Below are 21,005 nucleotides of genomic sequence, written 5' to 3'. Positions count from 1 at the left end.
CTGCAAAAGTACAGCAAGTTTTTGATTCCTGCAAGCTGAAAAGCAAGTTTCTCACTTTTTCTTTCCAGCCCGTTTCCTCAAGTTTGCCACCGCTCATTCGCGGGGGCCGCAAAGGTACGTCGCCCGTTTCCGTTCCTGCAACCCTTTTGAAAAGTTTCTTTTCCGAAAGATTGAGAACCAAAACCCTTCCGCTATTGCCCCACCCCGTACCAGCGCTTGCGCTGCCGGCCGGGCCGGTTAACTAAGGAAGGCGATTCGTCCAGGCCCGTAAGCCAGGTGAATCAGGCGCCGCTCGTTTGCGGGGTGCAAAAGTACAATGACGCGGGCGACTCGTGCAACTGTTTTAGAAAGTTTTTCTGAAATCAGGTTGATCCGAGCGTTTCAGCGAAAATGATCCGTTCCTGTGGCCGTTGCCCCAGGCAAAATGAATCGGAAAGCTGAAAGAGGAGCCGGAGCCTTGTAAAGGTCCGGCGTGTGCCGCGCGCACTATTCGTTTGCGGGAAGGCAAAGGTACGTCGTTGGGATTTACACCTGCAAGTCCTCCCCTACTTTTATTGCTGCTGGACTTCCCTGGCACCCGCGCACCGGCGCCCGGAAGCCCCCTACCCTATCCTTATATATATAGGACACAAAAAACCCGGCCCCCAAAGGGGGAGCCGGGCAAACGGTACGGTTCCAAAAGAGGGAACCTGAGCTGATTTAACCTTCTTGCAGATCTTGGGATTAGGGGATAAAGAAGGTCAGATCAGGAAAGGGATGCATCAGTTCGATACGGGCTTGACGGTCTTGACGATCCGGGCGGCCACCTTGTAGGGGTCGGCGGCGCTGTTGGGGCGACGGTCTTCCAGCCAGCCTTTCCAGCCGCGCTCCACCGTAGCGATGGGGATACGGATGGAAGCACCCCGGTCGGACACGCCGAAGCTGAACTCGTGGATGCTCTGGGTTTCGTGCTTGCCGGTCAACCGCAGGTGGTTGTCGTAGCCGTAGACCGCGATGTGCTCCTTGACGTAGGGGCGGAAGGCTTCGCAGACCTTTTCGTAGTCCTCCCGCTTGCCGCTGTCGCGCAGGAAGGAGTTCGAGAAGTTGGCGTGCATGCCCGATCCGTTCCAGTCGCCCTTGAGGGGCTTGCAGTGGTATTCGACGTAGACGCCGTAGGCTTCGGAAATCCGTTCCAGCAGGAAGCGGGCCATCCAGATCTGGTCGCCGGCTTCCTTGGCGCCTTTGGCGAAGGTCTGGAACTCCCACTGTCCGGGCGCTACTTCGGCGTTGATGCCTTCCACGTTCAGTCCGGCGTCGAGGCAGGCATCCAGGTGCTCCTCGATAATCTCGCGGCCGAAAGCCCGGCGGGCACCGACGGAGCAGTAGTATGGGCCCTGGGGGGGAGGGTTGCTGCCATCGGCGGGGAAGCCGAGGGGCTTGTTGGTTTCCATGTCCATGAGGAAGTACTCCTGTTCGAAGCCGAACCAGAAGTCCTGGTCCTCGTCGTCGATGGTGGCCCGGCCATTGGTGGGATGAGGGGATCCGTCGGAGTTGAGGACTTCACACAGGACGATGAAGCCGTTCTTGCGCTGGGGGTCGGGGACGATCATGACCGGCTTGAGCAGACAGTCGGAGCTGCCGCCTTCGGCCTGGTTGGTGCTGGATCCGTCGAAGGACCACATGGGGCAGTCCTCCAGGTCGCCGCTGAAGTTCGCTTCGATGCGGGTTTTGCAGCGGAGGGTCTGCATTGGCTCGTTGCCGTCGAGCCAGACGTACTGAAGCTTGTGCTTGGTAGCCATAATAGAATAAAGGTTTGGGTTAAATCAGAAGGTTGAGAAAGGTTGGTGTGAGGGCGGGGCCGCGGGTGCCGAGGAAAAGACCTGCAACGCGGCCCGTACCCATAAGTTTTATATCAGAACGCGTAGACGCCGGCCAGCAGGAAGGCGAAGGCGCTGTCGTCGCTGGCCTCCTCCCCGAAGGTGAAGCCGTTGGATCCGGTATCGAAGCGCAGTTCGGGGATGATGCGCAGCCCGCCCACCGTGAAGTTGCCACTGGCCGTGAGGGCCAATACGCTGGGCTGGTCGCCGTCCACCCCCTCGGCGGCGGTTTGGGCGAAGTACTCGCTGCGCAGCGAGAGGTCGAAGGTTTCGGTGGCCGCTACGGTGGCGTAGAGGGCCGTGCCTACGAAACCGCCCTGCCCTGCCCCGTCGGCGCTGGTGGAGTAGCTGCTGGCGTTGAGGCCCAGCATGAAGCTTTCGCTGACGTCGAGGGTTGCCGTGAGGTCGACCTGGAATTCATTGAGGTCAGCGGTGCCGTCGTCGAGGAATCCTTCCTGCTCCTTGCCGTAGATGGCGTTGAGGTAGGCGGCCAGTCCGCCGGCTTCGGCGCTCAGTTGCCCGCCGATGTGCTTGCCGGCGATGGCGTCGAACTTGGAGTCCGTATCGTTGAACACCCCGATCATGGCCCCGATGCCCTCGGCCAGGGCAACGTCCACCTTCGCCCCGGTATGGTAGAATGGTCCGTTGCTGAAGAGGTAGCTCATGCTGTAGTTCATGTTCGCCGGGGCGTCGATCACTTCGTAACCGATGAAGGTGCCAAAATTACCGAGGGTAAAGGTAATGGCCTCCGTTGGGGAGTAAGTGACGTAGAGCTGCTGGACGGTGGAGGCGAAGTTGGTGCCCCCGACGTCGAGGTTGCTGTCGCTGTTGGCGGCTACGGCCCGGGGGCCGAAGCCAATCTGGCCTACGAAGCTCACTTTCCCGAAGGAATGCTCGGCCAGCAGGTTCACGTTTCCGATGCCGAAGGTATTGGAAAAGTCGGTAAACGAGCTGCCGAAGACCAGGGGCATGGCGTCTTCACCGACCGAATTGGTGAAGTTGGCCTGGTAGTAGGCGTCTACGTAGCCGGTCAGTTGGAAGGATTTGTTGGTTTCCTCCTCTTCGAGCACCACCGGCGGTGGTGCGTCCTGGGCCAGCAGAGGAGTGCCCAGGAGGAGGAGGAAGGCGAAAAACGGAGTTGATTGCAGTTTCATAACTAGTGTAGTTTTTTGGGGGTACGGGAGGAAATCAGCCGTGATGGGGGATTATTCGGAGGTAAGCTGGAAGACGCCGTCTTCCTTGGTCAGGCTGTAGGCGTGCATATCGTGCTCGCCCACGTCGAGGCCGCGGATCTCCTCTTCTTCGTCTACCCGGATGCCCATCACCGCCTTGAGTCCGCTGAAGATCATGAAGCTGGAAGCGAAGGAGAAGGCACCTACGGCCAGGGTGCCGATCAGCTGGGTGATGAACTGGTCGAAGCCGGCGGAGGCCCCGAAGAGGCCGACGGCCAGGGTGCCCCAGATGCCGCAGACGCCGTGGACGCTGGTGGCGCCAACGGGGTCGTCGAGCCGCAGGGTCTTGTCGAAGAAGACGATGCTCAGGGGGATGATGGTACCGGCGATGAGTCCGATGACGATGGCTTCTCCGCCCGACATCAGGTCGGCACCGGCGGTGATGCCTACCAGGCCACCCAGGATTCCGTTGAGTACCATGGAGAGGTCATAGCTCTTGAACAGGACGTAGCCCATGAAGAAGGCGGCCACGCCACCCGCCGCGGCGGCCAGGGAAGTGGTGACGAACACCAGGCTGACGCCGTTGGGGTCGGCGCTGAGGACCGAGCCGCCGTTGAAGCCGAACCAGCCGAACCAGAGGAGGAACACCCCGATGGCGGCCAGGGGCATGCTGTGGCCGGGGATGGCGGTCACCGTACCATCGGAACGGTACTTACCGCGGCGGGAACCCAGCAGGATGATGGCGGCCAGGGCGGCGAAACCGCCGGCGGCGTGCACCAGGGTGGAGCCGGCAAAGTCGTAGAAGGGGGTCTGCAGGGAAGCCAGCCAGCCACCACCCCACTGCCACATGCCCGTGATGGGGTAGCTCAGGGCGACAAACAGGGTAGCAAAAATCAGGAAGGGAACCAGCTTGATGCGCTCGGCAACGGCACCGGACACGATGGTGGCGCAGGTGGCCGCGAACATGGCCTGGAAAATGAAGTCGGAGTAGCCGGTGTAGGTATCCCCGGCTTCGGCGGCGGCCGCGTAGTCGGGGGTCACCCCGGCGGCCCAGTCCATGACGCCGAATGCGCCGATGACGCCGCCGGCGTAGTCGTCACCGGGGTACATGAGGTTGTAACCGATGAAGTAGTAGGTGAGCAACCCGATACTGATGATCATCGAGTTCTTGAAAAGAATGTTGACCACGTTCTTCCGCTGGACGAAGCCAGCCTCGAGGGTCGCGAATCCGAGGTGCATGATAAAGACCAGGCAGGTCGCCACCAGGATCCAGAGGTTGTTTACGGTGAACAGTGCTTCCATGGCAATGGGGTAGTTGATTAATGAGGGGGGGATGTCCGCGAACCGGCATGGCATGGCCAGGGTGACCACGGGGGTCGCCGGAGCGGAAGGGTTAAATCAGATGGAATCGTCGCGCCGCAAGGGCGGCGCGGGGGGAGGGTTAAATCGCGCTTTCGTCTTCTTCGCCCGTGCGAATGCGGACGATGCGGTCGAGTTCGTAGACGACGATCTTGCCGTCGCCTACCTTGCCAGTACGGCCCGCCGATACGATGGCCTCGACGATGGCTTCCACTTTATGGGCCGGGGCCACGATGTCGAGTTGCAGGCGGGCAATGTAGTCGGCGTCGTAGACGCTGCCGCGGTAGGTGAGCTGCTCGCCCCGCTGCAGGCCGAAACCTTTGACTTCCGTGAGGGTAAAGAAATTGACGTCGATGGCCGCCAGGGCATCCCGGATGCTCTCAAAGCGCGACAGTCGGATGATAGCTTCAATCTTCTTCATAGAAGTGGTTATCTTTAGGCCGCAGGGTGGTTAGCAGAGGGCCAGGAAAAAAGTGAACGGAGAAGCCTATCTGGTTGGGGACTGGGAGAAGCCCGGACGTCTCCTTGCTTCGTTGAAACAAATATGCCACCCGAAATGGCATCCCCCCCAGCGAAGTAGTTTGGCCTTATGTGACGCCTAAAGCGCCCTCAGGCATACTTTATAGCTGATTTACAACCACTTACACCACCCCGCTTACCCATGCCAACGGCCGTCAAAGATCAGTTGTGGCGACTCATAAAATCGCTCAACAAGGCAGAAAAGCGCAATTTCAAGCTTTATGCCACCCGCGGCGGGTCCACCGGCGACAGTAAGTTCATCCAGCTGTTCGACGTCCTGGACCGCCTGCCCTCCCCGGATGACGCCGTGGTCACCGACCGGCTGGCGCTCACCGCCGGCCAGTACTCCAACCTCAAGCGCCACCTTTACCAGCAGGTGCTCACCAGCCTGCGCCTCATCTACATCAACAAGGAGATCGACATTGAGCTGCGGGAGCAGATCGACTTCAGCCACATCCTCTACGGCAAGGGGCTTTATCTGGACGCCCTGCGGTCCCTCGAAAGGGCTAAGGCCAAAGCCGTGGAACACAACCGGGACGTGCTTCATCTGGAGATCCTGGAATTCCAGAAACTGATCGAATCCCGCCACGTTACCCTCTCGCGGCAGATCGACAACAAGATGGACCTGTTGCTCAACGAATCCGCGGAGCGCAGCTACAGCGTACTCAACACCAGCGAGTTGTTCAACCTGAATATCCAGATTCACGGCCGCTACATCGAGGCCGGCCACAGCCGCAGTGCGGAGGAGCGGCAGGAAAACCGGGAGTTCTGGGACAACATCCAGACCTACCGCTTCGACCGGGAGATCGTGCGCAGCACCTTTCACCAGAAGATCAACCGCTTCCAGGCCTCGATGTGGTATCACTACATCCAGCTCAGCTTCGACGATGCCCTGGAATCGGCGATGAACGCCCTGACGTTATTCCACCTCAGCACCCACATGACGGTGAAGGACCCGGACCTGTACCTGCGGTGCCTCTACTACGTCTCCATTTTCGCTTACCTGACGGGCGACACCCTGCGGATGCTGCGGTCGCTGCGGGTGGTTCAGGAGTTCCTGGGCGACGATCAGGTGTTGCTCAACGAGAACAGTCAGCTGATCGGACGCACCTACGCCGGCCTGATGACGCTGAACGCTCACCTGGCCACCGGCAACTGGGCGGGTGCCCACCGCGCGGGGCAGCAACTGCGGTCGGCCTACATCAGCAAGGAATTCCGCCCCACCGACCACCGCTGGGGCCTCTTCCTGTACAAGTTCGCGGCCACCTGTTTCATTCTGCGGCGCTTCGAGGAGGCCCTCGACTACCTCAACGAGATCATCAACATGCGTACGGGCATCCTCCGGGAAGACCTGCTGCTCAATACCCGCCTGCTGCACCTGCTATGCCACTACGAGCTTGGCAACCGGGCGCTGCTGGACTACCACCTGGTGAACGTGAACCGGCAGATGCGCAAGAGCACCGAAACCGGACAGGTCCACCGCCTGGCCACCGCCGCCCTGCGCAAGCTTATCAAACTCGTGAAGTCGGAACACCTGCCCATCTTCCAGAAACTGGACGAAGAATTGCGCGAGGCCGCTACCAACGACCCCTACGAGCACAAGGCCCTACTCTACCTCGACCTTACTCACTGGGTAAGGTTCCACCTTCCACGACCGGAAGCGTCAGGCCCGCAGCAAAGCGCCGCGCCAGACGTGCCTTACGGTGTTTCACCATCAGCTCCAACTGCTTGAGGCTGGCGTCTATGAAGGATACCTCCCGGCTGTTCACCAGGAACAGCGAGCTCTCCCCCGCCCGGAACAGGTCGCGCTCCCCGTCCAGTAATCGCGCGTAGTCACTGGCGTTGCGCCGCGCCAGTTCGTACTGGGCTACGGTAACCCGCGCCTCGTTATCCGCCTGGGCGAGTTTTACCGACAGCTGGGCGGCCTTGTCGCTTAGCTCGAGCTGGGTTTCGCTCAGCTTGATGCGCGTAAGGGCCAGCTTTCCGCGCTCCTTGCGCAGCAGAAGTGACTGGCTGAAGGTGAGCCCCCATTTGTAATCGCGGGTTGAGAAACTTTCCAGGGGGCGGTCTACTCCCCCGGCGAGCAGGGCGTTGTACTTCAGGTCGAGGCGGGGCTTAAGTTGTTCCCGTTGGAGTCGCTCGTCCACTTCCAGCTCGTCCACCTTCAGGCGGGTCCGCAGCAGGGCCGGGTTTTCGGTTCCGGGCGGCAGGGGTTCGGGCGGGGCCACGACCACCGAGGCGGGATCGAGCGGACGGGTATCCGCCTCCAGTTCCAGGGGAATCACCCCGTCCAGCCACAGGAAGGCATTCAGCGCGGCGGCGGCGTTGGCGGCTTCCAGCCGGGCGGACTCCAGTCCCAGCAGGCGGTTCTGCACCAGGATCTGGGCTTCGAGGGTATCGATGGCGGGCCGGTCGCCCAGGGCCGCGCTGTTCACGACGGCCGCGTAACGGGCACGGGCCAGCTCCACGGCTTCGGTGTAGACCTCCACGGCACCCTGCGCCCCCGCCCATTCCCAGTAGCGGCTCCCGGCTTCGTACAGCAATTCGTTGAGTTGAACCAGCCGCTCCGCCGCCGTCGCCTGCTGGTAGATGCGCGCCCGCTGCAACTCCGCCCGGCGCTGGTCGAACATGAGTCCCTGGCCCAGGGGCAGCGTCAGGCCGGCGGCGAACAGCCCGTTTTCGGGTACGGTGTTTTCCGGGTTCAGGTAGTACCCTTCGTTGCGTTCGTAGGCGGCGTTCAGCTCCACGCCGAACCAGGTGGGCACCTTCAGCCCGCCCTCGGCCACGCTGTAGTAGCGGGTACCCCGGTAGTACTTCTGGGCCAGGTCGCCGTACAGTTTCGGGTCAAAACCACCCCGGGCCTCTTGCAGGAGTGCCCGGGCGCGATCGCGCTGCAGGTCGGCTCTCACCGCCAGGGGGTGATGGTTGGCGACCCGCGCGAGGAACTCTTCTTCGGTGAGCACGGGCGGCAGCTCCTGGCCTCTCAGGGGCGTGGCCGTCAGCAGGACAAGCAGGATCAGGTACAACATGGGCATGGCATCATTTGGGTACCTTGATTTTCGGCGGGGCCGCGGGTGCCGTGGTGGCAGCCGGGACGTAGAGGTCGGCGGGGAATCCATTGATCTTGCGCCACATTTCGTACCACAGGGGCACGTCCTTCAGCAGCACCAGGGCCGAGGCGCCGGAACCGATCCGCAGGGCCTCGGGCCAGGCTTCCTCGCTGTCATCGGGAGCCACCATTACGCGGTACTCGCCGCCGGCGTTGATGGCCCGGTCGATGGCCACCACGGTGCCCGAATAAGTTCCGTAACTGGTGTTGGGCCAGCCGCTGAATACGATAGAGGGCCAGCCGTCGAACTGGATGTTGACCTGCTGGCCGGGGTTCAGCAGGGGCAGGTCGATGGGCCGCACGAAGATCTCGACGGCTAATTGGTAGTTGGCCGGGACGATGGTCACCACCTGTTCGCCGGCCGAAAGGTTCTCCCCGATTCCCGCCGCCAGGATTTCCGTGATGTAGCCCGACTGGGGCGCCCGGAGGATGTATAGATCGGTGCGGCGCTCGTAGTTGCTGAATTCGTTTTCCAATTTCGCCACCCCGGCCTCGGCCTCGAAGCGGCCCGAAAGGGCGGTGTACCTTTCGGAACTGGCTTTAGCCAAATCGTCCCTTAGCTTGGCCTGGATGGCGTTGAGTTCCACCTGGGCATTGATCACGTCGTTACGGGAGGCCAGCAGGCGGTTTTCGGCACTGATTAATTTGGCCTGGGCCTGCTGGAAGGTTACCCGGCGGTTTTCCAGATCGGTGAGCGACTTCAGCCCCTGCTCGTACAGCTCCTCCATGCGCTCGTACTGGTTGCGGGCCACTTCGGTATTCAACCGGGTGGCCTCCAGGTCCATGCTGTCGCTGGCCACCTTCAGGCGGGCCTGTTGCAGTTTGTTGCGGGCCTGTTCGGTGCGCAGGCGGCCCGATTCGCGCAGGGCTTCCATCTGGTTGGCCAGGGCATCGATCTTGGATTGGTAGGACTGCAGCGACATTTCCTTGGCCATCACCTGGGAGCGGGTGCGGTCCAGCAGGCTGGTGTCGAAGTAGGCGTCCTTGGTTTCGGCCAGGCGCAGGATGGTATCCCCTTCCTCCACCAGGTCACCTTCGCGCACGTACCATTCCAGGATCTGGCCGCCGATGATGGTCTGCACCATCTGCGGCCGCTGGTTGGGTTGCAGGGCCGTTACCTGTCCGGTGGCCCGGATGTGTTGGGTCCAGGGCAGGAACAGGCTGATGAGGAACAGGATCGAGAAAATGGTCAACAGCCGCAACAGCACATTGCCCGACCGGCGGTTCTCTACCCTCCGCAGCGAGGGCAGGCAGTCGCGGTCCACGTGGCGGTTGACGGAATTGAATGAGATGTTGAGCATGGAGGGGTCAGTTGGTCAGGTCAGCGGCAACGCGGCCCTTTTCCAGGGTGATCATGCGGTCGCAAAGGGTGGCCAGGTATTTGTTGCTGCTGGCCGCGATGAGGGTCCAGGGGTGAGACCGGTCGAGGAGGAAGTCGATGATCTCGTGGCGCCCGTCCTGGTCGATCGCCTCAAAGGAGTGCTCGAGCAGCAACAGCCGGGGCCGGTCGGCAATGGCCCGCGCGAGCAACAGCCGTTGCACGATGCTGCGGGACAGTTTGTCGCCCGTGGGGTTCAGCTTGGTTTCGAAGCCCAGTGGCAGGTTCCGGATGGTGGAAGACAGGCCCAGGTTCTCCACGGCCCACTCCACGTTCTGGAAGGTGGCCCGCTCGCGCCCCATGGTAATGTTTTCCAGCACGGTGCCCTCGAAGAGCTCCCCTTGCTTGAAGCAGGTGCCAATGATGCTGTGCAGGGCCTCCAGCCCCAGGTTGTTGCGGGGCAGTCCATTGTAGGACAGCGATCCTTTGCGGATGTCGTACAGTCCGGCGATGAGGTAGAGCAAGGTGCTCTTGCCGGATCCGCTGGGACCAGTGATCATTACCCGCTCGCCTGACTTGGCGTAGAATTCGAGTTGGTTCAGGATGGCCTCGGGGGCATTCGGGTATTTGAAGGTCACGTTTTCCAGGCGAATGGCCAGCCCGGCTTCGGACTGCATCAGCTCCACGGGCGACCCGTCGGTCTTGTTATCGAGCTCGAGGTCGGTCACCTGGCCGATCTTTTCCAGGCCGGTGAGCACGTCGTAAATCGTCTCCAGCGAGAGGATGAGTTTTTCGACCGAAGCCATGACGAAAAGAATAATGATCTCCGCGGCCACGAACTGTCCGATGTTCATCCTTTCCTGCATCACCAGCAAGCCCCCGATGGCCAGCAGTCCCAGGGCCACGATGACCTTGAACACCACCAGCAGGCCGTACTGGCGGATTAGGATGTTGAAGTGGCTTTCCCGGGCATCCAGGTAGTCGTCGACGTGGCGATCCATGCGCTGCAGGGCCATGTTGGACTTCCCCGCCATTTTGAAGCTGCTGGCGGTACGGGCCAGCTCCTCCAGCCAGTGCACGGCGGCGTATTTGTGCTTGGATTCCTGCAGGCTGGTAGCCAGCCCCCGGCGGGCGGTGAAGACGAAAATGAGGGTCACCAGTCCTACCAGGATGATGCCGAAGAGGATGAAGAAGGGGTGGTACACCGACAGGAGCATCAGGCCAAAGACCACCTGCAAACTCGCCACCGAGAAGTCGATCAGGATCTTCGACAGCCCCTTCTGGACGGTCAGCACGTCAAAGAAGCGGTTCATCAGTTCCGGCCCGTAGTAGTTGTAAATCACATCCGTCCGGACCCGCGGGATGCGGTAGGCAAATTCAAAGGCGGCCCGACTGAAGATCTTTTGCTGCAGGTTTTCCACTACCCGCATCTGCTGGATCTGCAGTACGCCGATAGCTGCAATGCCGAAGACCACCAGGCAGACCAGCACCAACCACGCCGAACTGGGGCGCCCCCCCATGATGAGGTTGACGATGGCCTGGATGCCCAGGGGCAGCGACAGGTTGACCAAACCGGCGAACAGGGCGTATACCCAGACGTTGCGGACCTCCCGCCGGTCGGGCTTGAGCAGGCGCCAGAAGCGCTCTAGCGGAGAAAGATCAGATTGAGTAACGGCCATAAAAGAAGTCAACTAATGGTTTTGAAGGCCAGGTGGGTGAAAAAACAGACGACGGCGTCTTCGCCATCCCGCGGCGCATCGGTGATCCGGGGCAGATGGTGACTGAAGTGCCGCTGCAGATGCCCGCCCTCGATGATGGTGGTCACCAGCATGTGTGGGTAGGCAAATGTTGGGTTTACCTCCCTGATGATACCGCTCACCCGCTCCACCAGTTGCTTATAGTACTGAAAAGCACCCTGGCGGTTGTCCTCATCCACGGCGCGGGTGAGGTAAACCTTCAGGCTTTCCGCAACCACGATACGGTTGAGTTTTACCTCATTGACGTGGGAAAAGTCGCTGTCTTCAGCTACGGTTTCCGTAAGCAACCGGATCGCCCGCCGCAGTCGGTCTTCGGCGGTGGGCAAGCCGGCCAGGGCGGCCGTCAACCGGTGGTCCATCCATCCCCAGTACCACATAACCAGGTACAGCAGCAGTTTGTGCTTGTTCTCGAAGTAACGGTAAACCGATGCCTCGGTGGTCCCCACCCTGACGGCCAGCTTGCGGAAGGTGAATTGTTCCAGCCCGATTTCGTCAACCAGGTCAATGGCCCCGGCCACGATCCGCTTTCCCAGCTTACTGGTTTCGGGATCCTTGAGGTACAGCGAGGGACAAACCGCAATGACTAAAGGGGTAATTGTAACATCCATAAACCGGCAAAGTGATAGCATTACTATTGTGCCGGCCACCTAACTATTGAAGGAAAAAAATTGTTGCGCCCGGCTGAGAATATCTCAGGATTGAGGGATTATAACCCCCTCAGCAAGTCCTGCTGCAGGTCGGTCACGGCCTCCAGGCCTACGCTCATGCGCACCAGGCCGTCGGAGATACCCACCGCGGACCGTTCCTCACGGCTCAGTTTGCTGTGGGTGGTAGTGGCCGGATGGGTAAGGATGGTGCGGGTATCCCCCAGGTTGCTGCTGCGGGTACACAATTGTACGCTGTTCAGCAGGCGGCGGGCGGCGGCTTCCCCTCCGGTCAACTCAAAAGTCACAATCCCTCCGCCGGCCGTCATCTGCCGCTTGGCCAGGTCGTACTGGGGGTGGCTCTCCAGGTGGGGGTAATGCACGCGGGCGATACCCCGCTGTTCCCCCAGCCAGCGGGCGAGGGTGAGCGCCGACTGGCAGTGGGCGGCCATCCGAACGTGCAGGGTTTCCAGGCTTTTGGAAATGACCCAGGCGTTAAAGGGCGACATGGCCGGTCCGGTGTGGCGGCAGAAGAAGGTCACCTGCTCCATGATGTCCGCCCGCCCGAGCAGCAAGCCGCCCAGCACCCGTCCCTGCCCGTCCATCCATTTGGTGGCCGAGTGGGTAACCAGATCCGCGCCGTAGTCCCCCGGCCGCTGCAGGTAGGGCGTAGCGAAGCAGTTGTCGACGATGAAGGTGAGGTTATGGGCCCGGCAGAATTCCCCGGCCCGCTCCAGGTCAACCAGTTGCAGGCCCGGATTCGAGGGGGTTTCGGTAACGAACAATTTGGATTCCGGCCGTACGGCCGCGGGCCAGCTGTCGGGCTGGTCCGGTTCCACGTAGGTGAAGGTCACCCCCCACTTGGGCAGAATCTGGGTAAGGATCTGGTGGGTGCTGCCGAATACGGCCCGGGTGGCAACGATGTGGTCGCCCTGTTCCACCAGGGCGGCAAGGCTGGCAAAGACCGCTCCCATGCCGGAGGCGGTGGCAAAGCCGGCCTCCATCCCCTCCAGGGCACAGGCCTTGGCGATGAGTTCATCAACGTTGGGGTTGTTGTAGCGGCTGTAGATGATGCCTTCCCCGTTGCCGGCGAAGGTTTCGGCCATGGATTCCGCGGACGAAAAGGTGAAACTGCTGGTCAGAAACAGGGGCGCGGAGTGCTCCCGGTACTGGGTTGCCGCCAATTGCCCGCGGATGGCGCGGGTTTCGGGTTGCTGCTCTTCATTCATCCGCAATAATACTACATCTTCCGCGTGGCCACCACCGCGTAGCTGTCCAGGGCCGTCCCCGTCAACTCGTCGTCGGAGGGTTCACCGTTCAGGTTCAGGTATACGTCGGTCATGTACTCGCTGGAATAAAACAGGATCTTGAGCCCCCCTTCGGTGGGTTCCACGGAGCGCAGGGTGGTTTCCCGGCCATTGCTCAGGAACTTGCCCGACAGTCCGTCCGGCCCACCCTCCAGGATCATGGATCCGGTAACCGTTCCCGCCGGCGTATCTCTCACAACAACGTCCCACTCCCCGGCGTAGGTGGGGGCCTCCACTTCGGCGGCGGGCGGGGTGGTCGAGTCCGCCGCGGTGCGGGGGGAGGAACAGGCGGCCAGGGTTACGACCACGAGGGCAAAAAACAGCTTACGCATCGGATGGTATTTTAGGCTTCCAAATTAACCCGCCCGCCGGATACGGACCGGAAAAAGAAAACGGCCCTCCTACCTGGCAAAAGCGACGTCCATGGCCGCGCAGATTTTGGTTACCGCCTCCTCCAGGTCCTCCGGAGTGTGCGCGCTGCTGACGAAGCCGACCTCGTAGCCGCTGGGGCCCAGGTAGACGCCGGTCTGCAACAACTCGTGATGGATCACCTTGAAGTACTCCATGTTGGCGGGGTCGATCTGGTCGGCCCGCTCGATGCGTTCCGTGCCGAAGGCCAGCCAGAAGATGGAGCCGATGTGGGGGACGTGCAGGGGGTAACCCCGCTCCCGTGCGTAGTCCTCCAGGGCGGTGGCCATCTCGTGGGTACGGGCTTCCAGCCTGGTATAAAAGTCGGGTTCGAGGCACTGCTCCAGCGCGGCCAGGCCGGCGGCCATGGCTACCGGGTTGGCGGACAAGGTGCCCGCCTGGTACACCGGCCCCACGGGGGCAATATGGTCCATGATCTCCTTGCTCGCCCCGTACGCTCCTACCGGGAACCCACCACCGATCACCTTGCCGAAGGTGATGATGTCGGGCTGTACGTCGTAGTAGCCGGCCGCGCCCTCGAAGCCCACCCGGAAACCGCTGATCACCTCGTCGAAGATGAGCAGCACTCCATATTTATGGGCCACCGCCCGGAGGTCCTCAAGCCAAGATTTGTCCTGGATCAGCAGCCCGTTGTTCGCGGGTACCGGCTCCACAATGATGCAGGCCACCTGGCCGGCCTGTTCAGTGAGCGTCTGCTCCAGCAGCTCGCGGTTGCCAAGGGGAAGGACGAGGGTATCCCGGGCTACGGACTCCGGTACGCCGGCCGAGGAACTGGTGCCGAAAGTGACGAGTCCCGATCCGGCCTTCACCAACAACTGGTCGACGTGACCGTGGTAGCAACCCTCAAACTTGATGATCCGGGTCTTGCCGGTCACCCCGCGGGCCAGGCGCAGGGCCGACATCACCGCTTCGGTGCCCGAGCTTACGAAACGGATGCGCTCGACGTACCGGTGGTTCTCCAGGATAAGTTTCCCGAGCCGGTTGCCCATTTCGGTCGGGGTGCCGAAGCTCGTCCCCCGACGGACGGTCTCGATGACCCGCTCCCGGATGTGGGCGTTGTCGTGGCCGTGGATGAGGGGGCCCCAGGAACAGCAGAAATCGAGAAAACGGTTCCCGTCCACGTCGGTCATATGGCTACCGTGCCCCTCGCGAATGAACAGCGGTGGCCCGCTCACGCTGCGGAAGGCCCGGACCGGAGAGTTCACTCCGCCGGGAAAATACTCCTGGGCTTCTTCGAATAGACGGGCTGAGGTTTCGCGGGGGATACGCTGTTCAAATTTCATGGGGATCGAAAATTTTTGCAATGTTACTGCCCGTGGGCGGGGCGGCCGTCGGAATCACGTCAAGATCCCGGCACCTGCCCCCCCGGAGCCCGGATTGTCATTTTAATTGCGACCTTGCGCACCACCGGGCAGCCTAACATACTGTACCCCACCCGAAAAGCGTTCCTTTCGGCCGGCTCACCCCGGGCTCCTAACTACCTCAGTTTATCTTTTTCGTTTTATGCCCTTTCGTCATATTCTATTGGTTGAGGACAACGAAACCGAAGCCCGGCTGGCGCAGCGTTTACTGCGCAAGATCGATCCGGACATTCGGGTAACCCACCTCCACCACGGTGACCATTTTCTGAAGTACTGCGCCCAGCACCCGCTGGACGACGTACACCTGGCGATCATGGACCTCCACATGCCCCTGCGCGGCGGCATTGCCGTGCTGGAGAACCTGAGGTCGCGGCAGGTACGCCCCCCCTTCCCTATCCTGATCTTTTCGTCTTCCGAGTGTTCCGAAGAGGTGCAGCGGGTGTACGAGCTGGGGGCATCGGCCTTCGTCACCAAGCCTTCGGATAACGTGGCCTACCGCCAGGCCCTGCAGAACATCGTCAATTTTTGGCTTTCCACCAATCGGTTGCGGTAATCATCGTCACGGCAGTGTCGCTTGACGCTGGACTATCGGCTACAACCGGGCGGTACGCTATATTACGCCCGCCGATCAGGCCAGCCTTCGAGTAAACGATCAGATGCAGGGACTTTGGAAACGACTTTCTACCGCGGTGATTTTTGTGATCATCATGATTGCCGGAATGTACACCGGTCCCTACACCTTTAACCTGCTCTTTCTGGTCATCACGGGAGGTTGCCTCTACGAGTTTTTCGGCATGACCCTGGACCGGCACACCCGCCGCGACCGGGTGCGCAAGGCCTTCGGCGTGGCCGTCGGGCTGCTCCCCTTTGTGTTGATCAGCTTTTTCTCCCTCGGCTACGTCAGCGACCCGGCCAGCTTCATCCAGGTGTCGAGCCTGCTGTTCGCTCCCTTCATTTTCACCATTTTCATTTACGAGCTCTACAGTAACAGCCGGGAACCCTTCGTCAACATCGCCTACATCATCCTGGGGTTGTTCTACATTGGTATTCCCTTCGCCCTGGTGGAATTTATCGCCTTCGACGGTGAGACCTTTTACTACCGCATCGTCTTCGGCCTGCTGCTGCTTACCTGGGTCAACGATACCGGCGCCTACCTGGTGGGCAGCCGCTTCGGCAAGACGCCCCTGTTCCCCCGCATTTCCCCCAACAAAACCTGGGAGGGGTCCGTCGGCGGAGCGGTAACCTGCATCCTGTTCGGCTACTTACTCCACCTCGTTTTCGACGAGATCAACCTCATTCAGTGGCTCGTCCTGGCGGCCATCGTCGCCGTTTTCGGCGGCATTGGCGACCTTGTCGAGAGCATGCTCAAACGCAGCGTGGGCGTGAAGGACAGCGGCGATTTACTGCCCGGTCACGGGGGGCTTCTCGACCGCTTCGACGCCTTCATCTTCGTCATTCCCTTCGCGGCGGCCTACATCCTCTACCTGCGCTAGACCTGCCGGGCGGCGGCGCGCGGGTGCCGTGGATGACCCCATGATGCCGACTCCCCATCACCAGGGTAGATCGACTGCATTGAAGCCCTGAAGCAGCGTCGCTCACAGAATATTATACTGTTATTTTTGACATTCAAGAAATAACCCCTAACTACAGGGTCGTACCTCACCAAACGACACTGTATGGAACCTTTCATTGCCATGATCGTCGCCTTTGGCGGCAACTTCGCCCCCCGCGGCTGGGCTTTTTGTGATGGCCAAATACTCGCCATCGCCCAAAATCAGGCGTTGTTCTCCCTGATCGGCACCACTTATGGTGGAGATGGGAGAAGCACCTTCGGCCTCCCAGATCTCCGCGGGCGGTCGATCGTCCACCCGGGCAGCGGGGCGGGATTATCCCCAATTAGGTGGGGCGAGAAGGGGGGGCTGGAATCCATGACCCTCACTCAGAACCAGATGCCGCCCCACAGCCACCTGGCCACCCTGCAATTGGGGCAGGGCGTAGGTACCTCCGCCAACGGCAATGACCAGTACCTGGCCTTCAACGCCGCCGGGGAAACGCCCTTCACCTCTTCCCCACCCACGGGATCGGCCGCACTGGGCAGCCAAACGGTTTCCGTAGGGTCTGCCGGCGGCGGCCAGCCGATACCGGTGCGCTCGCCCTATCAGGGCATCCACTACATCATTGCCCTGACCGGCATCTTCCCCTCCCGCAGCTAAACCCTCCCATGCCCCTGCTCATCCTCCTTCTGTCGATTGGTTGGTCGGTGCACGCCGGTGCCCAGGAGATCACCTTCTCCTCCGACTGCTACACGGGTACCTTTACCCTGGCGGCTTCCGTCAACGGTCGTAACCAATTCGTGGACGACGACGGGGACCCAAATACCAATCCCAGCCTCCGGATCGCCTACAACCCCTCGGCTGCCCGCTGGGAAGTGCAGGACGTGAATGACCCCTCTTCCGTGTTTTACGCCACCGAAGAAAACAGCTTCTTCCCCAATCCGCCCGACAGCGAATCCGCGACGTGGAGCGGCATGAGCGGATGCACCGGCACCGCCACCCTGACCGGCACCGGCACCCAGTCCACCGCGGGCGAGGGCGATGCCTGCGCCGGCGAAGGCGGCGACGACGACAACGACGGCATCTGCAACGACAATGACCAATGCCCGGGCTTCGACGACAACCTCGACCCGGATGGCGACGGGATCGCGAGTGGGTGCGACCCCTCCCCTGCTGTTTTTGACGGAGTAAGCGTTGCCTCGGCCTGCTTCGGCAGTTCCTCCCCCCTGAATTTCGTACGCACGGGAATGGACACCACCGGCCGGTACGTGTATACCGATGGGCCCCGGAACCTGGAAATTGCCTTCAACCCCGCTTCCGGTGAATGGGAGTTGCGCGACCGGGACTCTGTCAGCGCCCAGGTGTACTACTCCAATCCGCTGCCCTCCACCCCGAATCCGCCAGCCACGGTTTTGCAGGAGTGGACAACCGGCATCTGTTCCGACCCGGCAACCGTAAGTGGCAGCCGTTCCCAAACCGTCGTGCCCGAAATCACCTGCCCGACTGCCACCGTCGAACTGTTCGTGGAGGAGGATTGCCTTACCAGTTTTCCCGACCTGATCACCACGGTAACCACCAACCTGGAGAATGCGACCATCACCCAATCCACTCCTGCGGGCACTGCAGTATCCCCGTCCGTGGGGATGCAGGTGACCCTGGTGGCCGAGGATTCCGGGGGTAACAGGGCAACCTGCTCCGTCACGGTGGTGGTAAGGGATACCCTGGCTCCGGTGCTGGCGTGCCGCCGCGACACCATCTACCTCAATGCCGAGGGCGTTGCGGAATTTGCGATTGGCGACCTGGCAACGGTAACGGCCGACAACTGCCCACCCGACGAGGTCATCCCCAATCCGACCCGCTTCTACACCCGGGAGGATACGGGGCTGATAACGAGCGTAGAGGTGCGGACGGACACGGCCGGAAACTCAGCCTCCTGCACGGTGGAGCTCGTCGTACTCGACACTACCTCCACCACCGCCAACCGATACTGGCGGACCCCGGACGACCCGCTGCTCCAGGTATTTCCCAATCCGAACCCGGGCCGATTTATGGTGCTCCATCCGGCCGCCACCGTTCTCCAGATCCATGACGCCACCGGACGGCGCGTGTGGTCGGTGCCCGGACCGACGGGACCTGGGCCCGAACGGCAAACCGAAGTCTCCGTTTCCCTGCCCCCCGGCATTTATCTCCTGACGGCCCTCGGCGCAGAGCGGGGTTGGCACAAATGGTTCACGATAAACCACCGACCGTGATGTACAGAAGAACCTTTATTGGCCGCGGCACCCTCCTGTTGTTCGGGCTATCCGCCTGCCCCGCCCTGGGAGCTGCCCCCAGCCCCTCCCCGGCACCCAGGCGCAGGCGCTACGCCACCTACCTCGCGGAATTCGAGCGGCAGCTGCGGGAAAATATGCTGCCGGGAACCCCGGAGGCGGTAATCAGAAACCTGTGCACGCCGATCGGGGGTTACCATTATCCATCTCCGGGGAAGGTCACCTACTACTGCTCGTCGGGGGAAGAGGTTATCCTGCAGCGACGAGGCGACCAAATTATCGCCCACATCAATTAATCCCTCCAGATGAACCGCACCCGCGCGTGGTGGAACGGACTTGAACCCCAGTGGCGGCAAGCCTTTCGGGAAGCCTTCTTCAGCCGCCCCTCCCCTTCCTTTTCGCCCTCCGAAGAAGAACTGCATCAACTGTTGCATACCCAGGTGCTGAGGTTAGCCGGGCCGGGGGCTCCCTACTCCAACCTGAGCATTGCCCTGACCAACCTCAGCGGCGTGGTAGCCCTCAGGGATCTGACCTACCTCAGCGTCACCGACTGCCATATCACCACCCTGGAAGAGTTGCACGGCCACCACCAGCTGCGCAGCCTGTTCGTCCAAGACAACCGCCTCACCTCCCTGAAGGGTATTGAAAGCTGCACCGGACTACAGGAACTTTACGCCCAGAACAATGCCTTGTCGTCGGTTGCGCCACTGCGTTCACTAACCCGGCTACATACACTTTACGTCTCGGGCAATGCCCTGACCAACCTGGACGGGTTGACGCCCCACCACGGAGAGGTGATGCGCGACTGCTTTGTGTTGCCAAACGCCGGACTCCCCAACCGGGAAATCATTCGTCTCCAGCAGGAAATTGGCTTGATTCCGCGGCGGGGCTAGGGGCGATAACCCTCTCTCATCCCGGAGTATTCAAGCTACCTGCTGTTTGCTGCCATTTGCGGCTGAGCAGCAGAAATAGGACGCCACACAGCAACCAGGCCGGCAGGGTCACGAAAGACAGGAATACGTCGAACTGCCAGGAAATGAAGTAGAACAGTCCGAAGCTGATCGCCCACGCCCAGAACACGGCGGGGTTGAAACCCAGTCCGCGGCGCTCGGCGTAATCCTCCACCACCCCCGTGCGCCGCGCAAAGAAGTGCTGAAAGACGATCACCGCCCCGACGGGCGCAAGGATGAAGCCGTAGAGGGCGACGAAGTCGAGCAGCTTCATCGCGAAGGCGGGAAACAATCCGGCGACGGTGGCCACCGTACCGGCCAGGATGGTAACCCAGAAGGTGGAAAAGCGGGGCAGTACGGCCTGGAATGCCAGTCCAGCCCGGTAGATCGTGGGGTTGGCGGTGGTCCAGCCGGCGAGCACCACGGCGATGATGCCGAAAACGCCGATGGCGTTGAAGGCCAGGGGGCCCGGGGCTACCGTGGGGGCCAGCCCCTCGGTCAGGAACGCCTGGGCCTCGGGGGTACGCAGGTAGACCGCGTAGAGCAGGGCCGCGGCAATCCAGGCCATGTAATGGCCGACGTACATTCCGGCGGCGGTGGTCCATCCCGCAGTGGCGCGGCGGGCGAAGCGGAAGACGCTAAGGTCCGACATGCCGATGTGCATGGCGGCGTTAGCGAACCACGACCAGATGACCACGTGCCAGAAGGTGTACTTGATCTGTCCGGGGAAGGGCTCGGAACCCTCACCCCAAATCGCCCAGAATTCACCCAGGCTCCCCACCCCAAGCTGTCTGAGGGCCACAACTCCGCAGGCCAGGAACGCCAACACGATGACGGGCGACATGAAGTTGGCGGCGCGGGCCACCGTATCGTAACCCCGGGCGGCCACCAGGGAGATCACCGCCCCGATGAGGATCACCACCACGATGTACGTCCCGCTGGTGGGCAGGGTGTCGGTGAGCTGGGGCATTTCCATATTCAGGGGGATGCCCACCGCCGTGGCCGAAACCGTGATCATGGCCCCGGCGAGAAAACAGAAAAGGATGCCGTTGGCCACGTTGTAGTAGCGCACCAGCTTGCGGCCGCAGATCTTTTCCAGCTGGTAGTACAGCGTCAGGCGGTACTTCACCGCGATCTCGGCGGTGAGGAAGCGCCAGCTGAGGACCGCCAGGAAGTTGCCCAGCAGCAAGCCGATGATGAGGTCGAAGGCACTCACCCCCGCGGTAAGGAAGAGGGGACCAATGACGAACTCCGTACCCGCGGCGTGCTCGCCGGCGTACATGCCCAGGAAGCTACCCCACCCCTTCCAGCGGCCGGCCGGCACCGGCTCGCGCTCGTACTCCCCGCCGCCGGCGATTTCCTGGATGATTTCTTCCTCGGTGACTTGTTGCAGCATGATCG

General features: G+C 61.5%; 20 protein-coding genes. 8 read left to right on the top strand and 12 right to left on the bottom strand.

The genetic code is table 11. The features are described from left to right. On the top strand, positions 1 to 245 hold a 245-nt coding region (locus tag CGL56_RS18365), incomplete at its 5' end, for a hypothetical protein (RefSeq protein ID WP_222837677.1). Positions 246 to 761: 516 nt separating this feature from the next. Here the strand turns inward: CGL56_RS18365 and CGL56_RS15145 are convergent. From CGL56_RS15145 to CGL56_RS15130, 4 genes are all read right to left on the bottom strand, one after another. Beyond that, positions 762 to 1,778: a glutamine synthetase beta-grasp domain-containing protein gene (locus CGL56_RS15145; RefSeq protein ID WP_099107412.1), complete on the bottom strand. Its 1,017-nt coding sequence runs from the start codon at positions 1,776 to 1,778 to the stop codon at positions 762 to 764. Positions 1,779 to 1,891: 113 nt separating this feature from the next. Then, on the bottom strand, positions 1,892 to 3,010 hold the full coding sequence (locus tag CGL56_RS15140) for an outer membrane beta-barrel protein (protein ID WP_099107411.1): 1,119 nt from the start codon (positions 3,008 to 3,010) through the stop codon (positions 1,892 to 1,894). Positions 3,011 to 3,061: 51 nt separating this feature from the next. Beyond that, positions 3,062 to 4,330, bottom strand: a complete 1,269-nt coding sequence (locus tag CGL56_RS15135; protein WP_099107424.1) for an ammonium transporter — start codon at positions 4,328 to 4,330, stop codon at positions 3,062 to 3,064. Between the two features lie 139 nt (positions 4,331 to 4,469). Next, positions 4,470 to 4,808, bottom strand: a complete 339-nt coding sequence (locus CGL56_RS15130; RefSeq protein ID WP_099107410.1) for a P-II family nitrogen regulator — start codon at positions 4,806 to 4,808, stop codon at positions 4,470 to 4,472. Positions 4,809 to 5,048: 240 nt separating this feature from the next. Between CGL56_RS15130 and CGL56_RS15125 the strand changes: the two genes are divergently transcribed. Further along, complete coding sequence (locus tag CGL56_RS15125) at positions 5,049 to 6,638, top strand: hypothetical protein (protein WP_099107409.1); 1,590 nt, start codon at positions 5,049 to 5,051, stop codon at positions 6,636 to 6,638. On the opposite strand, the gene CGL56_RS15120 is transcribed toward CGL56_RS15125, so the two are convergent. The 7 genes from CGL56_RS15120 to hemL all read right to left on the bottom strand — a co-directional run bounded on the left by CGL56_RS15120 (position 6,529) and on the right by hemL (position 14,753). Next, positions 6,529 to 7,941 carry a TolC family protein gene (locus CGL56_RS15120; RefSeq protein ID WP_167641694.1) on the bottom strand — a complete coding sequence of 471 codons (1,413 nt, stop codon included), beginning with the start codon at positions 7,939 to 7,941 and terminating at the stop codon, positions 6,529 to 6,531. The two genes, CGL56_RS15125 and CGL56_RS15120, sit on opposite strands and share 110 nt — an antisense overlap. Before the next feature lie 4 nt (positions 7,942 to 7,945). Continuing rightward, entirely contained in the window at positions 7,946 to 9,316 is a 1,371-nt protein-coding gene (locus tag CGL56_RS15115) for an HlyD family secretion protein (protein ID WP_099107407.1), read from the bottom strand. A gap of 7 nt (positions 9,317 to 9,323) precedes the next feature. Continuing rightward, on the bottom strand, positions 9,324 to 11,012 hold the full coding sequence (locus tag CGL56_RS15110) for a peptidase domain-containing ABC transporter (protein WP_099107406.1): 1,689 nt from the start codon (positions 11,010 to 11,012) through the stop codon (positions 9,324 to 9,326). Between the two features lie 8 nt (positions 11,013 to 11,020). Beyond that, the gene (locus CGL56_RS15105; RefSeq protein WP_099107405.1) at positions 11,021 to 11,698 is read right to left on the bottom strand and encodes a TetR/AcrR family transcriptional regulator; all 678 of its coding nucleotides are present in this window, start codon (positions 11,696 to 11,698) and stop codon (positions 11,021 to 11,023) included. A gap of 98 nt (positions 11,699 to 11,796) precedes the next feature. Further along, complete coding sequence (locus CGL56_RS15100; RefSeq protein WP_099107404.1) at positions 11,797 to 12,963, bottom strand: trans-sulfuration enzyme family protein; 1,167 nt, start codon at positions 12,961 to 12,963, stop codon at positions 11,797 to 11,799. Positions 12,964 to 12,974: 11 nt separating this feature from the next. Continuing rightward, positions 12,975 to 13,373 (bottom strand): hypothetical protein, encoded by a 399-nt coding sequence (locus CGL56_RS15095; protein ID WP_099107403.1) that lies wholly within the window; start codon positions 13,371 to 13,373, stop codon positions 12,975 to 12,977. Positions 13,374 to 13,442: 69 nt separating this feature from the next. Beyond that, the gene (gene hemL, locus CGL56_RS15090; RefSeq protein WP_099107402.1) at positions 13,443 to 14,753 is read right to left on the bottom strand and encodes a glutamate-1-semialdehyde 2,1-aminomutase; all 1,311 of its coding nucleotides are present in this window, start codon (positions 14,751 to 14,753) and stop codon (positions 13,443 to 13,445) included. Positions 14,754 to 14,973: 220 nt separating this feature from the next. On the opposite strand from hemL, the gene CGL56_RS15085 reads away from it, so the two are divergent. From CGL56_RS15085 to CGL56_RS15060, 6 genes are all read left to right on the top strand, one after another. Then, on the top strand, positions 14,974 to 15,384 hold the full coding sequence (locus CGL56_RS15085; protein WP_099107401.1) for a response regulator: 411 nt from the start codon (positions 14,974 to 14,976) through the stop codon (positions 15,382 to 15,384). A 103-nt stretch (positions 15,385 to 15,487) separates the two neighbouring features. Next, the gene (locus CGL56_RS15080) at positions 15,488 to 16,324 is read left to right on the top strand and encodes a phosphatidate cytidylyltransferase (protein ID WP_099107400.1); all 837 of its coding nucleotides are present in this window, start codon (positions 15,488 to 15,490) and stop codon (positions 16,322 to 16,324) included. Between the two features lie 183 nt (positions 16,325 to 16,507). Continuing rightward, positions 16,508 to 17,044: a phage tail protein gene (locus CGL56_RS15075; RefSeq protein ID WP_099107399.1), complete on the top strand. Its 537-nt coding sequence runs from the start codon at positions 16,508 to 16,510 to the stop codon at positions 17,042 to 17,044. An 8-nt stretch (positions 17,045 to 17,052) separates the two neighbouring features. Then, positions 17,053 to 18,636, top strand: coding sequence for a T9SS type A sorting domain-containing protein (locus CGL56_RS15070; RefSeq protein ID WP_099107398.1), 1,584 nt, complete (start codon positions 17,053 to 17,055; stop codon positions 18,634 to 18,636). Then, positions 18,633 to 18,950, top strand: coding sequence for a hypothetical protein (locus tag CGL56_RS15065; protein WP_143470747.1), 318 nt, complete (start codon positions 18,633 to 18,635; stop codon positions 18,948 to 18,950). Before CGL56_RS15070 ends, CGL56_RS15065 begins: the two co-directional genes overlap by 4 nt. Before the next feature lie 9 nt (positions 18,951 to 18,959). Next, positions 18,960 to 19,547: a leucine-rich repeat domain-containing protein gene (locus tag CGL56_RS15060; protein WP_099107396.1), complete on the top strand. Its 588-nt coding sequence runs from the start codon at positions 18,960 to 18,962 to the stop codon at positions 19,545 to 19,547. Between the two features lie 16 nt (positions 19,548 to 19,563). Here the strand turns inward: CGL56_RS15060 and CGL56_RS15055 are convergent, their stop codons facing one another. After that, positions 19,564 to 21,000: a purine-cytosine permease family protein gene (locus CGL56_RS15055; protein ID WP_099107395.1), complete on the bottom strand. Its 1,437-nt coding sequence runs from the start codon at positions 20,998 to 21,000 to the stop codon at positions 19,564 to 19,566. Positions 21,001 to 21,005 lie beyond the last annotated feature (5 nt).

The sequence above is a fragment of the Neolewinella marina genome, assembly GCF_002631205.1.
Taxonomy (GTDB): Bacteria; Bacteroidota; Bacteroidia; order Chitinophagales; family Saprospiraceae; genus Neolewinella; species Neolewinella marina.
This window is presented reverse-complemented; position numbering and strand designations above follow the sequence as displayed.

Bases quoted from the DNA above. Each gene is read 5' to 3' on its own strand.
- CGL56_RS15145 (WP_099107412.1), bottom strand. From the start codon at position 1,778: ATGGCTACCAAGCACAAGCTTCAGTACGTCTGGCTCGACGGCAACGAG.
- CGL56_RS15140 (WP_099107411.1), bottom strand. From the start codon at position 3,010: ATGAAACTGCAATCAACTCCGTTTTTCGCCTTCCTCCTCCTCCTGGGC.
- CGL56_RS15135 (WP_099107424.1), bottom strand. From the start codon at position 4,330: ATGGAAGCACTGTTCACCGTAAACAACCTCTGGATCCTGGTGGCGACC.
- CGL56_RS15130 (WP_099107410.1), bottom strand. From the start codon at position 4,808: ATGAAGAAGATTGAAGCTATCATCCGACTGTCGCGCTTTGAGAGCATC.
- CGL56_RS15125 (WP_099107409.1), top strand. From the start codon at position 5,049: ATGCCAACGGCCGTCAAAGATCAGTTGTGGCGACTCATAAAATCGCTC.
- CGL56_RS15120 (WP_167641694.1), bottom strand. From the start codon at position 7,941: ATGCCCATGTTGTACCTGATCCTGCTTGTCCTGCTGACGGCCACGCCC.
- CGL56_RS15115 (WP_099107407.1), bottom strand. From the start codon at position 9,316: ATGCTCAACATCTCATTCAATTCCGTCAACCGCCACGTGGACCGCGAC.
- CGL56_RS15110 (WP_099107406.1), bottom strand. From the start codon at position 11,012: ATGGCCGTTACTCAATCTGATCTTTCTCCGCTAGAGCGCTTCTGGCGC.
- CGL56_RS15105 (WP_099107405.1), bottom strand. From the start codon at position 11,698: ATGGATGTTACAATTACCCCTTTAGTCATTGCGGTTTGTCCCTCGCTG.
- CGL56_RS15100 (WP_099107404.1), bottom strand. From the start codon at position 12,963: ATGAATGAAGAGCAGCAACCCGAAACCCGCGCCATCCGCGGGCAATTG.
- CGL56_RS15095 (WP_099107403.1), bottom strand. From the start codon at position 13,373: ATGCGTAAGCTGTTTTTTGCCCTCGTGGTCGTAACCCTGGCCGCCTGT.
- hemL (WP_099107402.1), bottom strand. From the start codon at position 14,753: ATGAAATTTGAACAGCGTATCCCCCGCGAAACCTCAGCCCGTCTATTC.
- CGL56_RS15085 (WP_099107401.1), top strand. From the start codon at position 14,974: ATGCCCTTTCGTCATATTCTATTGGTTGAGGACAACGAAACCGAAGCC.
- CGL56_RS15080 (WP_099107400.1), top strand. From the start codon at position 15,488: ATGCAGGGACTTTGGAAACGACTTTCTACCGCGGTGATTTTTGTGATC.
- CGL56_RS15075 (WP_099107399.1), top strand. From the start codon at position 16,508: ATGGAACCTTTCATTGCCATGATCGTCGCCTTTGGCGGCAACTTCGCC.
- CGL56_RS15070 (WP_099107398.1), top strand. From the start codon at position 17,053: ATGCCCCTGCTCATCCTCCTTCTGTCGATTGGTTGGTCGGTGCACGCC.
- CGL56_RS15060 (WP_099107396.1), top strand. From the start codon at position 18,960: ATGAACCGCACCCGCGCGTGGTGGAACGGACTTGAACCCCAGTGGCGG.
- CGL56_RS15055 (WP_099107395.1), bottom strand. From the start codon at position 21,000: ATGCTGCAACAAGTCACCGAGGAAGAAATCATCCAGGAAATCGCCGGC.